At 70.6% G+C, this 13036-nt stretch carries 11 protein-coding genes and 1 pseudogene; 3 read left to right on the forward strand and 9 right to left on the reverse strand.

What is annotated here, in order from left to right:
- Positions 1-106 precede the first annotated feature (106 nt).
- The 3 genes and pseudogenes from O3W51_RS35175 to O3W51_RS35185 all read left to right on the forward strand — a co-directional run bounded on the left by O3W51_RS35175 (position 107) and on the right by O3W51_RS35185 (position 2391).
- On the forward strand, positions 107-1066 hold the full coding sequence (locus O3W51_RS35175) for a DUF1152 domain-containing protein (RefSeq protein ID WP_138355651.1): 960 nt from the start codon (positions 107-109) through the stop codon (positions 1064-1066).
- Positions 1067-1247: 181 nt separating this feature from the next.
- Positions 1248-1685, forward strand: a pseudogene (locus O3W51_RS35180) (DoxX family protein); the annotation flags it as partial.
- Positions 1686-1890: 205 nt separating this feature from the next.
- Positions 1891-2391: a levansucrase gene (locus O3W51_RS35185; RefSeq protein WP_198357526.1), complete on the forward strand. Its 501-nt coding sequence runs from the start codon at positions 1891-1893 to the stop codon at positions 2389-2391.
- On the opposite strand, the gene O3W51_RS35190 is transcribed toward O3W51_RS35185, so the two are convergent.
- The 9 genes from O3W51_RS35190 to O3W51_RS35230 form a co-directional block, all read right to left on the reverse strand.
- Positions 2375-3925 carry an HAD-IA family hydrolase gene (locus O3W51_RS35190; protein WP_198357525.1) on the reverse strand — a complete coding sequence of 517 codons (1551 nt, stop codon included), beginning with the start codon at positions 3923-3925 and terminating at the stop codon, positions 2375-2377. The two genes, O3W51_RS35185 and O3W51_RS35190, sit on opposite strands and share 17 nt — an antisense overlap.
- A 54-nt stretch (positions 3926-3979) precedes the next feature.
- Positions 3980-4966: a hydroxyacid dehydrogenase gene (locus O3W51_RS35195; RefSeq protein ID WP_269288326.1), complete on the reverse strand. Its 987-nt coding sequence runs from the start codon at positions 4964-4966 to the stop codon at positions 3980-3982.
- 23 nt (positions 4967-4989) lie between these two features.
- The gene (locus O3W51_RS35200; protein WP_443048375.1) at positions 4990-5946 is read right to left on the reverse strand and encodes a carbohydrate ABC transporter permease; all 957 of its coding nucleotides are present in this window, start codon (positions 5944-5946) and stop codon (positions 4990-4992) included.
- On the reverse strand, positions 5943-6758 hold the full coding sequence (locus tag O3W51_RS35205; protein ID WP_203672367.1) for a carbohydrate ABC transporter permease: 816 nt from the start codon (positions 6756-6758) through the stop codon (positions 5943-5945). The genes O3W51_RS35200 and O3W51_RS35205 overlap by 4 nt, the downstream gene beginning before the upstream one ends.
- A 231-nt stretch (positions 6759-6989) precedes the next feature.
- Positions 6990-8318 carry an ABC transporter substrate-binding protein gene (locus O3W51_RS35210; protein ID WP_269288328.1) on the reverse strand — a complete coding sequence of 443 codons (1329 nt, stop codon included), beginning with the start codon at positions 8316-8318 and terminating at the stop codon, positions 6990-6992.
- A 129-nt stretch (positions 8319-8447) separates the two neighbouring features.
- Positions 8448-9584, reverse strand: a complete 1137-nt coding sequence (locus O3W51_RS35215; protein ID WP_138355644.1) for a substrate-binding domain-containing protein — start codon at positions 9582-9584, stop codon at positions 8448-8450.
- Positions 9585-9743: 159 nt separating this feature from the next.
- Positions 9744-10412 carry a DUF5825 family protein gene (locus O3W51_RS35220; protein ID WP_203672314.1) on the reverse strand — a complete coding sequence of 223 codons (669 nt, stop codon included), beginning with the start codon at positions 10410-10412 and terminating at the stop codon, positions 9744-9746.
- Between the two features lie 85 nt (positions 10413-10497).
- A complete protein-coding gene (locus tag O3W51_RS35225) occupies positions 10498-12405 on the reverse strand; it encodes a RiPP maturation radical SAM C-methyltransferase (RefSeq protein WP_269288329.1) in 1908 nt (635 codons plus the stop codon).
- A gap of 239 nt (positions 12406-12644) precedes the next feature.
- A partial coding sequence (locus tag O3W51_RS35230; protein WP_269288330.1) for an alpha/beta hydrolase family protein occupies positions 12645-13036 on the reverse strand: 392 nt, incomplete at its 5' end.

A 13036-nucleotide genomic window follows, 5' to 3' on the forward strand; every position in this document is an offset into this window, starting at 1 on the left:
CGGGTGATGCGGGGACGGCGTCCGGGCAGCGCCGGATCCGTCCTCCACGCCCAGGGATACACCACAGCACCTCCGGGTTCCGGCTACGCCGGTACGATCCCCTGCCATGTCCTCTTTTGCCGTACCGCCCCTTTTCGCCCGCCTCGGACCGGCCCGCCGGGTGCTCATCGCCGGCGCGGGCGGTGGCTTCGATGTGTACGCCGGTCTGCCGTTGGCGCTGGCGCTCCGGGCCCAGGGCAAGGACGTCCACCTGGCGAACTTCTCGTTCAGCGATCTCCACGGGCTCGACTCCGAGGTGTGGCTCGCGCCGGACGTCGCCGAGATCGGGCCGGACACCGTGTCGGCCGCGGAGTACTTTCCCGAGCGGACGCTGGCGCGCTGGCTGCGGCGGCAGGGCATGCCGGAGACCGTGTACGCCTTCCCGTCGATCGGGGTGCAGCCGCTGCGGGCGGCTTACGAGGCGCTGGTCGGCCACCTCGCCGTGGATGCGATCGTGCTGGTCGACGGGGGCACGGACATCCTCATGCGCGGCGACGAGTCGGGGCTCGGCACGCCGGAGGAGGACATGGCGAGCCTCGCGGCCGTGCGCGGACTCGCGGTACCGAACCGGCTCGTCGTGTGCCTGGGCTTCGGCATCGACGCGTACCACGGGGTGAACCACTCCCACGTGTTGGAGAACATCGCCGCTCTCGACCGCGACGGCGCGTATCTCGGGGCGCTGTCCGTCCCCCGGGACACCCCCGAGGGCGCCCTGTACCTGGACGCGGTGGCCCATGCCCAGGCGGAGACCGCCGTGCACCCGAGCATCGTCAACGGCTCGATCGCCGCGGCGGTACGAGGGGAGTTCGGCGATGTGCGGTTCACCGACCGCACCCGGCGTTCCGAACTCTTCATCAACCCCCTCATGACCCTGTACTTCTCGTTCGATCTGGACGGTGTCGCTCGCCGTTCCCGCTACCTCGACCGCATCGAGGACACCCAGCTCGTGCGTCAGATCAGCAGCCGAATAGCGGAGTTCCGCGACGACCTGCCCCGGCAGCGGCCGCCGCGTACGTTCCCGCACTGAGCCGTGCCCCCGCGCCCTTGGCGGTGGGGTGGCATGCCGTGGGCGTCAACACGCCGTTCCACCATTCGGCTGTACCGCGGTCGGCGACACACGGGTGCCGCACGGGATTTAAGCCCGGCTTCAACCAATCTTCCTACTCTTCCCGCATCGGTACCTCCCTTTCTGCCGTAGGAGACCCCCCATGCGTTTCTCCACTTCACGGACGTCGGCCGCCCTCGCTCAGGAGCAGGTGCTGTCGCTGTTCCGGATCGTCGTCGGGTTGCTCTTCGCGTGCCATGGCGCCGCTTCGCTCTTCGGTGTCCTCGGTGGTGCGTTCGGCGGCGGGACCGTCGCGGCCGGTACGTGGCCCGGCTGGTACGCGGCGGTGATCCAGTTCGTCGGCGGCGGGCTGGTGATGCTCGGCCTCGGGACCCGGTACGCCGCGCTGATCTGCTCCGGCTCGATGGCCTACGCGTACTTCACCGAGCACCAGCAGCACGCCCTGTGGCCGATCCAGAACGGCGGCGAGCCGGCCGCGCTGTACGCCTGGACGTTTCTGCTGATCGTCGTCGCCGGCCCGGGCCGCTGGTCGCTCGACGCGCTGTTCGGGCGGATCGCCGCCAACAACACCGCGACGGCCGTCGCACCGGCCGCGGCGGTCTTCGCCTCCGGCTCGCACGACGGCAACGACACCGGTTCCGTGACCCCCGCGCGGTCCGAGGTTCCCGCCTCCTCCTCCGTGTAACGGGCGGAGCCCGCCCGGTCGTACGGAGGGGCGGACCCGGTTCGGGTCCGCCCCTCCCGGGATCTTCACGGGGGCGGCGGTTCCGGGGACAATCGCGTCCATGAGCGAAGAGTCACCACGAAACTATCTGGCCGCGGTGGAAAGCCGGCTGACGGCCGACGGCTGCAACCCGCAGTGGCAGGACTGGTCCGGTGTCCGCGTGCTGGTCGGCCGGCGGTCCGACTTCCGGCTGCGCTGGATGGCCACCAATCTGCATGTGTTCACGATCGCCGCGGCCGTCCCCGAGATAACCGCCGCCACCATTGACACGTTCACCACGCAGACCCTGAGCTTCGCCAAGAAGAACAAGGGCGGCCTCCCCGTGGGGTTGCAGACCGGGGTCGCCGTCTTCCCCGTCCTCGTCAGCGAGCGCGTCGATCCGGCCGCGATGGCGTGGGCGGAGGAGAAGCAGCGCAACCAGTTCGCCTGCTTCGCCCGGCCCGTCGTGGTCGACACCGCCCGGCACTACGTCGGACTCTTCCGCGGCAAGCCCGCTCTGGGCTGGATCTACTCGTCCCATCTCATCGAGAAGGGTGACCGCTACTTCAACCACCCTGCCTGAGGGGTCCTGACGCGTTCCCCGCGGCGACGAGCGTCCTCAGCCAGTCGAAGTCGATCCCTTCGAGGCTGCCGCGCACCGTCCGGCCGGGCGCCGCGGGGATGGGTGCGAGCGACGGCACCGCGAGCACGACGCAGCCCGCGGCCTCCGCCGAGGCCACCCCGACCGGGGTGTCCTCCACCGCGACGCAGGCGGCGGGCGGCACGCCGAGTGACCCGGCGGCGGCGAGATACGGATCGGGGGCCGGCTTCGTGGCGGGGGTCTCGCCCTCGGCGACGGTGACCTGGAAGCGGTACGCGCCCAGGGTTTTCAGTACGGCGTCCATGACACTTCGCGGCGACGCCGACACCAACCCGACCGGAACGCCCTCGCGTTCCAGCAGGTCGAGGAGTTCGACGGCACCGGGCCGTGCGACGGTCCGCTCCTGGACGGCGGCGAGGAACCGGCGGTCGAGTTCGGCGGCGAGCCCGGCCGGCTCGCGGCCGGTGCCGGTGACGTCGTGCAGATGGGCGGCGGTGTCGTGGACGCTCCGGCCCAGGACGGCCGGCAGGTCCGCGTCGCCGAGTTCGTGGCCGAGCTCCTGGGCGAGCGCCGCGACCGTCTGCCACCACAGGGATTCGGTGTCGACGAGGGTGCCGTCCATGTCGAACAGCACCGCGCGCGGCGCCGCGGTGAACGGACGTCCGTCGAGCGTCCAGTGCCGGTCGGCGGTCCGCCCCAGGGCCGCGTACACATGCGCCGCCACGTCCTCGTGGCGTACCCGGTCCGGGGTGCGGCCCGCAGTGACGTCCGGTCCTGAGCAGGCCACCCAGGCGGTGCGTTCCGCGCCCGACCGACCGCCGTGGCCGCCGGCCCGGACGTGGCCGTGGTCGGTCACCACGATCACCGTCCAGGTCTCGTCGTCGTAGCCGGCCCGGTGGCGAACGGCGGCCAGTATGCGGCCCAGCCGCTCGTCGGCCCGGACGACGGACCGCTCGTACTCCGCCCCGCAGCCCAGGAAGTGGGCGGTCTCGTCCGGGGCTCCGAGGTAGACGAACGAGGCCTCGGAGTCGTCGGTACCGAGGACCCGCACGGCGTCCTCGGTGATCTGCTCGTCGCAGTCCTCCCACGCCTGGGGAGTGTCGGCGGCCGGGGCGCTGTAGCTCAGCCGGGACGGGTGCGCGAAGAGTGGCCCGCCGTTCGCGACGGTGACCAGCGGGTCCCAGCCGGCGGCGACATACGTGCGCCTGCCGTCCTGCCGGGCGAGGCGGGTGGCGAAGTCGGGAAAGACCCTGAGCCGGTTCCCGGAGAAGTCGTTGCTCCAGACCGCGTGCTTGTCGACGGTGACCCCGGTGGTGATCGTGGCCCAGCACGGCCCCGACATCGTGGGCGTGCCGTCGGCGACCTCGACGGCGGCCAGGAAGCCGGCGGCCGCGACCGCGTCGATGTGCGGGGTCGGGAGCGCGAGGAGGACGTCGTGACGGACACCGTCGATCCCGACGACCAGGACACGACGCGCCTTCTCCGGCGTGGATGCGGGCTGGGACGGCTCGGACAACGGGGTTTCCTCTCGGGCGGAACGTACGTGGCCGGTGGTGGCGGACGAGACGGATCAGGCGGAGTGCACGAGTGCGGCGGCGTGCACCGGGTGCGCGAAGGGCAACCCCTGCGCGTACCGCTCCAGTTCATCGATGGCCGTGTCGGCGAGCCGCCGCAGTTCGCCGCCCAGCGAGCCGGCCATGTGCGGGGTCAGCAGGACGTTCGGCAGGTCGTAGAGCGGGGAGCCCGCCGGGAGGACGTCGGGGACGGTGATGTCCAGGACCGCGTGCAGGCGGCCGGAGACGAGTTCGGCCGTGAGCGCCTGGGTGTCGACGAGCGAACCGCGCGCGGTGTTGACGAGCGTGGCGCCGTCCCGCATCAGGGCGATCCTGGCGGCGCCGAACAGGTTCCGGGTCTCGGGCAGTTCGGGGGCGTGGATGGTGACCACGTCGCTGCGCCGCACCAGGTCGTCGAGCTCGACCGGGGTCGCGCCCAGAAGGGCCGCTTCCGACGGTTCGAGATACGGGTCGTGGACGAGGACGATGAGATCGAACGGCCGCAGGAGTTCGATGACGCGGCGGCCGACGGCGGAAGCGCCGACCACGCCGATGGTGCGGCGGTAGTTGCCGACCGTCGGAAAATGTTCGAGCAACCGGACCCGGTCGCGGGTACGCCGGTAGGCCTCGGCGCCCGCCAGGACGCGCTTGTTGGCGAACAGGACGGCGGCGAGCGTGTACTCGGCGACCGGCAGCGCGTTGGCGGCCGCGGCCGTGGACACCGTGATGCCGCACTCCCAGGCCGCCTCCGTCATATGGCCCTTGACGGAGCCGGCCGCGTGCACGACGGCGCGCAGCCGGGGCATCCCGGCGAGCGCCTGCCGCGTCAGAGGCGGGCAGCCCCAGCCGGTGAACAGCACTTCCGCTTCGCTCAGGGCCCTGGTCAGCGCGGTGTCACGGGGGCTGAAGTCAACGGCCAGCAGGCCGGTGTCGATCTGCACGGTGCGTTCCAGCCGGCGCAGCGCGGCCGGGTCGAGGACGGAGTCCCGGGTCTCGGCGCTCATGGCCAGGACGGTGCGGGGACGGTTCACTTGACGGCTCCGGCGGTGAGGCCGGAGCGCCAGAAGCGCTGCAGGCCGATGAAGACGGCGATGAGGGGCAGTACGGCGACGAGGGCTCCGGTGATCGCCAGGCTGTAGTACTCGGGGTTGTTCACGACGACGGTGTTCCAGTTGTAGATGCCCAGGCCGACCGGGTAGAGGTGCTGGTCGTTGAGCATCATCAGCGGCAGGTAGAAGCTGTTCCAGCTGCCGGTGAACGAGAACAGGAAGATGGTCATGAAGCCCGGCGCCAGCATGGGCAGCGAGACGGTACGGAACGTCTTCAGCTCGCCCGCGCCGTCCATCCGGGCCGCTTCCAGCACCTCGTTCGGGATGTAGCCCTCGGAGAAGACCCGGGCCAGATAGACCCCGAACGGGTTGACCAGGGACGGGATCAGCACCGCCCAGTAGGTGTTGACCAGGCCGGCCTCGGAGGCGAGCAGGTACATGGGCAGCGAGATGACGGTGCCGGGTACGAGGATGCCCGCCAGGACGACACCGAAGAGCTTGTCCTTGCCCGCGAAGTGGTACTTGTCGAAGGCGTATCCGGCGGCCACGCAGATGAGGGTCGAGACGAGCGAGCCCACGAGCGAGTACAGCAGGCTGTTGAGCAGCCAGCGGCCGTAGATGCCGCCGTCGGCGGTGAACACGGCCCGGAGGTTGTCGAAGAGGTGGAACGCGCCGAGGGTGAAGCCGCCGGTGCCGAACAGATCGCCGTGGTCCTTGGTCGCCGCGATCAGCAGCCAGGCCAGCGGCATCAGGGTGTAGAGGGCGGCGACGGCGAGCAGGCCGTTGACTGCCGCCCGGGACAGCAGGGCGCCGGTGGGGCGCCGGCGCCGGGAGCGTCCGGTGGGGCGGTGGTCCGGCCCGGGCGCTTCGCGAACGGGGGTGGCCGGAAGCGTGCCGGGGACGGCCTGGCGGCCGTCGAGATCAAGGGTGCTCATGCCGTCTTCCCCCGGTTTCCGATCCTGGTGACGATGAAGGAGAGTGCGGCGGCGGCCAGGGCCAGCAGCAGCGAGGACGCGGCGGCCAGACCGTAGTCATGGCGTTCGAAGGCGGCTTTGAAGATGTACATCGTCGGTGACCAGGTCGAGCCGAGGGAGGAGGCCCGACTGGAGAGGATCTTGGGCTCGTTGAAGAGCTGGACCGCGCCGACGCAGGTGAACAGCAGTGTCAGCACCACGGACGAGCGGATCACCGGCACCTTGATCTGCCAGGCGATCCGCAGTTCGCCCGCCCCGTCGACCACCGCCGCCTCCAGCGTCTCGCGCGGGACGGCCTGCAGCGCGGCGTAGAAGATGACCATGTTGTAGCCGATCCACTGCCACACCGCGATATTGATCATCGAGGAGAGCGCGTGGTCGGCGGAGAAGAAGGCCCAGTTGCCGCCGAGGCTCTCGATCCAGCCGGTGACCGGGCTGAGGCCCGGCGTGTAGAGGTAGATCCAGATGATCGCCGCGATCATGCTGGGCACCGCGTGCGGCAGGAAGAGGGCGAGCTGAAGGAAGCGCTTCGCCCTGCTGAGAGCGGAGTCCAGGAGCAGCGCGAGGACGAGCGCGCCGCCGATCATCACCGGGATGTAGGCGACGCAGTACACGGCGATGTGCAGGAACGAGGTACGGAACGCCGGGTCGGACAGGGCTCTGGAGTAGTTGCCCAGGCCCGAGAAGACGCGTTCGGTGCCGCCGAAGCCGAGACCGGAGGAGCGTTCCTGGAACAGGCTCATCCACACCGCGTAGCCGATGGGCGCCACCATCACGAGGCCGAACAGGGCGAAGAACGGGACCAGGAGCACGGTCACGGCGCCGCGTTGGCCCGGTCGGGCGGCGGCGCGGCGGCGCGGGGTCCGGGCGAGTGGTACTGCCACGGGGGACTCCTTGGGAGCGGGGTCGTGGGGAGTGGGGCCCGCCGGGCACGTCAGCGCGTGCCCGGCGGGTGGCCGGAGACCGGACGACGGGGCCGGCGGGCGGTCCCGCCGGCCCGGCGGTCACTTGACCAGGTTCAGCCCGCGCTCCTTGATGCCCTTCTCGGCGGACGCCTGACCTGCCGTCAGTCCCTGAGTCAGGTTTCCCTTGGCCGCCGCGTCGGTGATGGCGGTGTTGGTCGCGATCTGCACGGGGCCGAACGTCCAGCCCGGGACGATGGTGTCGACCTGCGCACCGGTGATCTTGTAGACGTCGAAGCCCGCGTAGTAGGCCCCGCCCTTGAACGCCTTCGCGGCCACGTCACGCATCTCGACGTTGGCGGGCAGGGCGCTGCTCGGCGAGGTCAGCGAGCTGAGGCGGGCGGTGACGGCGGCGGCGTCCGTGGTGACCCACCGGGAGAACTCGGCCGCTTCCTTGACGTGCTTGCTGCCCTTCGGCACGGCGTACGTGGTGCCGCCGTAGCCGCCGCTGGCGGGCTTCCCGTCCCAGGTGGGCAGCGGGGCGATCCCCCACTTGCCGCTCAGCTTCGGCATCGCGACGGTCATGCCGCCCGCGCTCCAGGAGGCACCGAGGAAGCTGGCGACGGTGCCGGAGGTCCTGGCCTTGGTCTCGTCCTCGCTGCCGGCCGGGATGGAGTTGACGACGCCGCTGTCGACGAGTCCCTGCCAGTAGGAGGCGACCTTCTGGGACGCGGCGTCGTTGATGCCGACCTTCCAGGCGTCGCCCTCGGTGCTGAACCACTTGCCGCCGCCCTGCCAGGCGAGGGCCGCGAGCAGCACGGCGTCGTTGTCGGGCCAGGACGCGATGTGCACGTTCTTGTCGGCCTGCTGGAGCTTCTCGCCGGCGGTCTTGAACTCTGCCCAGGTCTTGGGGACGGCTATGCCGTACTTCTGGAACAGGTCCGTGCGGTAGTAGTACAGCTGGGGCGCGACGTCGTAGGGCACGGCCCAGGTCTTGCCGCCGAAGGTCACCAGGTCCTGGATGGAGGCCGGGAACTTCTGCTTGACGGTGTCGCCGGCCCGCTCGGTCAGGTCCTCGAGCAGTCCCTGGCTGGCGAACTCCGGAAGCTGGGTGTACTCGATCCCCGCCACGTCGGGGGCGTTGCCGGCCTTGACCGCGTTGGTGATCTTGGAGTATCCGTCCGGACCCCCGGCGATCTCCGAGTACCTGACGTGGATGTCCTTGTGGGTCTTGTTGAACGCGTCGACGGTCGCCTGGGCCCCCTTGGCCCACCCCCAGTACGTCAGGGTGACCGGCTTGGCGTCCGGCGCGGCGCCGCCGGCCGCGGCCTTGTCCCCACCGCAGGCGGTGGTGGCCAGCGCGAGGGAGGCCACAACGGCCGCGAGCGCGAGACGGGTCGTACGGGAGGTGGGCTGGGAGATGGGCTTCATTGCGCGTGCTCCTACGGTGACCCCGACAGATGAGGTGAATGCAGGCCATCATTTGCGCAACATCGATCGCCGTCAAGAGCGAATGAGTGATTCGATCGTCTAGATCGAATATCGATCAGATAACTGCGATCACTCGCTCAGCGTGCTACCGGCCGCCGCACCGCAGGACTGCCGTACCCGCAGCTCCGGCAGCAGCTCCACATGCCGGCGCGGCTGCGCCGGGGCCCCCTGGGAGTGCTCCGCGAGCCGGTCGAGCAGCAGGTCGGCGGCGAGCGCCCCGACCACGCGCTTCGGCGGGGCGACCGCCGTCAGCGGCAGATCCGCGAGACCCGCGACCTCGTCGTCGTACGCGATCAGGGCCAGGTCCTCGGGCACCCGCACACCGCGCGCCTGCAACCGTGGGATGAGCACGATGGCGTCCGCGTCGCTGTGCACCAGCGTCGCCGTCACCCCGTGCTTGCCGACCGCGTCGCACAGGTACTCCAACGTCCGGTCGAACCGGTCGGACTCGTCGCGCGACGGCTCGAGTTCCAGCGGCGACCGGGGGGCCGGGTCGAGTCCCAGCGCTTCGACCGCGGCCGCGTGCCCGATGGCCAACTGCACGGCGGTCGGGCTCTCCTGGGCGGCCAGCGCGACCGTACGGTGCCCGAGCGAGGCCAGATGGCGCACGGCGAGCGCGGCGCCGTGCGCGTGGTCGGTACGCACCCGGTCCAGCGCCGCCGCCGGACTGCCGAGCGGCGCCCAGCGCTCCACCAGCACGGCGGGGACGCCCTGCTGCGCGATCCACTCCTCCTGGCCGGGCTCCGGCACGCCGTGCCCCCAGCTCGGGGTGAGCAGCAGCCCGTCGGCGCCTGTCGACAGCAGCCGCGCGGCCTGCGCGCGGTCCTCGTGCGGCAGGTACTGCGACAGGCCGATGACCAGGCGCGCGCCACGGGCGGCGGCGGCCTCGCGGGCGCCGGCGACGACGGCCGCGAAGTAGTAGTCGGTGGTGGGCACGACCATGCCGATCACGGGCCCCTGGCCGCCGCCGGCCGGGGCGGCGGGAGCGCTCGGCGCGGCCCGGTCGGCGGCCTGCGGATCGTGCGGCCAGACGACCGATCCGTGCAGCCTGCGCACCCGCCCCTGCTCGGCCAGCGTCTCCACGTCCCGGCGTAGCGTGACGGAGGAGACGCCCAGCTCGGCGGCCAGGTCGGCGACCCGGATACTGCCCCGTTCGCGGACGAGCTTCAGCACCAGTTCATGACGCTGGTCGACGTGCATCCGCATTGGATTCCCCCTGGTCGCGGCAGCAATGGCCGGCCGTGTGCGATCCGCTCACGACACTGACCGCACTCTACGCCTCTATCATATCGATCGCTTTTCGATCGTTACGATCGATCGCCTGCGCAGGAGGCCGCCACGACACCAGCTGAAGGAGAGCGGAGCTCACACCACCATCGCTGTGTGGATCCAGCGCTGGATCCGGTACGGCAGCCACCACGCCAGCTCGCCGACCTCACCGATCAGCCGCTCCTCGCGGAAGTCGGCCAGCACGTCCGCGGGAAGCTCCGCGGCCGGTGCGCCGTGCTCCAGCAGGGTGATCGCCCGGTGGTAGTGCGGCTCCTCGGCGGTGAAGCGGTGCAGTTCGCCCCAGCGCCGGTCGCGGATCTGCACGAAGCCGGGACCGTTGCGCCAGATGCACTTGCACAGGTAGTGCCCGTCGCGCCATTGGCGCACCACCTCCTCGGGGTCCGGCGGACCCTCCACCTCCAGGGGCGGGTGCAGATGGTTCAGCGGCAGCCAGGCCTCCGGATCCGGTCCGGTGCGCAGCCGCCAGTCGACGTAGACGGCGCGGGCGGTCAGATCGCGGATGAGGCACAGAGTACGGACGGTGTCCGCGGCCGCGGTGGGGTCGGTCAGATCGACGACGCCCGGCAGTTCGACCCGGCGCGCGCCCTGGTCCCACAGCTGCCGGACCGCCGCCGATCCGCCGCCCTGGACCTCCAGCCGTCCCAGCAGCATGCCGGGAAGCTCGCAGGCGGCCGGATCGTGGTCGCGCCAGGCGGTGATCGTCAGCGTGGCCGGTGGCCGGGTGGTGTCGGTGGTGATGCTCAACGGAGTCTCCTTCGCGTGCGCGGACGCTGGTGCTGTTGTGTGCGGGGCCGGTGCCGATCCGGCGACGAGAAGGTGCCGGGGCCGGTCACACCAGGGCCGGGGGCTGTACCTGCCGGACCTGGTGGGCGTAGCGCATGAAGTCCAGCCGCAGCATGTCCTCGTTGACCGCCGGCGGCGCCACGTGGACGTACTGGCCGCCGTCGGTGAACACCACTCCCAGCCGGCGCCATTCGAGCAGCAGCTCCGCGACCGACGCCTCGGTAACCGCCACCCCCGGGTTACGGGCGGCGATCTTGCGGGTGAGGGCGGCCGGCGAGTGCGGCTGCTCCAGCAGCCGGAACGCGGACACCTGGACGGGGTCGGCGAGTTCGAGGGTGGTCCAGTCGAAGGCGCGCCGGCGGTTGACCAGGATGACGCGGTCACCGAGGTCCGCGTGGGTGAGACGGCTGCTGCGGTAGTTCGTCTTCCAGGCGGCAAGGGCGTCGTTGAGCGGCTTGACCGTCTCGTCGCCCACGCCGCGCGGAGGCACGTCGAAGACGTACGCCAGATCGAGCATCTCCGATTCCGGCAGGTCGTACGTCAGCCGGTAGGGCTCCGCGGGACGCAGTTCGGAGAAGCCCAGTTCGGGCTTGTTGAAGTAGGGGCTGAACCGTTCGATGGCGATCCGCGCCGACAGGTCGACCGGCGGGTTGAGGTGCTCGAGTGCCGGAATCTGGGCGATGACGTCGTCGTAGTCGGCGGCGGTCTCGCCGGGGAAGCCGTGCAGGTAGTTCCAGGAGATGGACAGCCCCACCGCGGCGCCGTCGCGCAGCATCCGCACGTTCTGGGTGCCGCTGACCCCCTTGTCCATCAGGTCGAGCACCCGGCTGTTGAGGCTCTCGATGCCGGGCTGCACATAGATCAGTCCGGCGTCGGCGAGGATCTGCAGCTGGTTGACGCGCATGTTGGACTTGATCTCGATGTGCATGCGCAGGTCGTAGTCGCTCTCGATGATGCGCGGCAGGACGGTGCTGAGGTAGCCCATGTCGAGGATGTTGTCGACGACGTACATGTCCAGCACCTTGTGCTTCTCTGCGAGGCCGATGATCTCCTCGTAGAAGGTGTCCGGGCTCTTGCTGCGGAACTGCATCGACGAGCCGTTGAGGCCGCAGAACGTGCAGTGGTGCTTCTCGCCCCACCAGCAGCCGCGGGCGCCCTCGACCACCAGCTTGGGCTCCACCCAGGACCGGGCCTTCGACGCGGCCAGCCGCTCGAAGTAGCCGGTGTAGTCGGGCGGCAGGATGGCGGCCGGCGGCATCGGCACGGTGCTCATCGGGTTGGCCACGCTCCGCCCGTCCACCCGGTGGCACAGACCGGGGACCTTCGTCAGGTCGGTGTCCTCCTGGAGCGCGGTCAGGAGCGCGGGGAACGTCTGCTCGCCCTCGCCGCGGATCACGAAGTCGACGAACGGGAAGTTCCGGTGCACCGACTCGCCCTGCGCGCCGTCGCAGTTGGCGCCGCCCATGACGATGCGGATGTGCGGGGCCATGCGCTTGACGTACTTGGCCGCGGCCAGCGCCGCGGTGTTCTGCTGGAACGTCGAGGTGAAGCCGACGACGTCGGGCTCGGCCGCCACGATCCGGTCGGCCATCAGCTGGACGAACTCGGCCGCGTCCTCGTGCAGTTCGAGGGTCATGGCCATGCGCTCCTTGCGCAGCCGGCCCTTCATCGCCTCGGTGAACTCGGCGACCCGCCACTGCGGGTCCTCGTACAGGGCGGCGGAGAAGACCCAGTCGCCGCATCCCATGAAGTAGGAGGAGAGCGAGAAGTACTCGTAGTCCTCCAGCGTGAACTCCCGCCGTCGGGTGATCCAGTCCACGTATTCGAGGTTGGCGTGCAACACCTCCGCACTCGCTCCGGGGGTCTTCTCGTCGACGCTGCGCTTGAGGATGCCCAGCGCGAGCGACGGAAGGTCGATGGGGGACCAGGGCATGTTCACCAGGAGTACGCGCACGGCTTCTTCTCTTCCTCGTCGCACAGGGGTTCAGCACAGGGATTCGGTAACGGTGTGCATCGGGTGGTGCGGAGTGGGCCGGCCCGGCGGCTTGAGCCGGGCCGGCCTCCGGACTCAGCTGTTCTCCGGCTCGTCGGCGTTACGGAAGGGGATCCTGATGACCACCCCCACGCCCGGCTTCCGGTTCTCCGCCTCGTCCTCGAGCGGATCGTTGTGGATGACGTCCTTCTGCATGGTGGCTACCTCCTCTCTGCGTTCCGGCGGGTGGAACCGGCGGGTTCGGCCGCCGGTCCCCTGGCCCCCACCCCTGACGGGGCGGGGAGCTCTTCGTACGCGGCGCGCTGCGGACGACGGGGGCCGCGCAGATGCCGGTCCAGGAAGACCAGCGCCCGGTGCAGCACCTGTACGTGGTCGCCGCCGTCGTGCCCGTCATGACCGCTGTCCAGCCACAGCGCGTCGTGCCGGACGCCGGAGGCGCGCAGCGCCGCCAGATACGTCTCGACCTGTTCCGGCGGGCACTTGGCGTCCTGGGTCGCGGCGACCACCAGCAGCGGTGCCCGGACCGAGGCGGCGTAACTCGACGGGGACGAACGCGCGTAGATCTCGGGCACCTGCAGCGGGGTGCCGCGGA

Origin of the sequence: Streptomyces sp. H39-C1 (assembly GCF_027158125.1) — a bacterium.
GTDB lineage: Bacteria > Actinomycetota > Actinomycetes > Streptomycetales > Streptomycetaceae > Actinacidiphila > Actinacidiphila fildesensis.

Bases quoted from the DNA above. Each gene is read 5' to 3' on its own strand.
- O3W51_RS35205 (WP_203672367.1), bottom strand. From the start codon at position 6,758: ATGGTGGCGCCCATCGGCTACGCGGTGTGGATGAGCCTGTTCCAGGAA.
- O3W51_RS35215 (WP_138355644.1), bottom strand. From the start codon at position 9,584: ATGCGGATGCACGTCGACCAGCGTCATGAACTGGTGCTGAAGCTCGTC.
- O3W51_RS35200 (WP_443048375.1), bottom strand. From the start codon at position 5,946: ATGAGCACCCTTGATCTCGACGGCCGCCAGGCCGTCCCCGGCACGCTT.
- O3W51_RS35195 (WP_269288326.1), bottom strand. From the start codon at position 4,966: ATGAGCGCCGAGACCCGGGACTCCGTCCTCGACCCGGCCGCGCTGCGC.
- O3W51_RS35185 (WP_198357526.1), top strand. From the start codon at position 1,891: ATGAGCGAAGAGTCACCACGAAACTATCTGGCCGCGGTGGAAAGCCGG.
- O3W51_RS35210 (WP_269288328.1), bottom strand. From the start codon at position 8,318: ATGAAGCCCATCTCCCAGCCCACCTCCCGTACGACCCGTCTCGCGCTC.
- O3W51_RS35175 (WP_138355651.1), top strand. From the start codon at position 107: ATGTCCTCTTTTGCCGTACCGCCCCTTTTCGCCCGCCTCGGACCGGCC.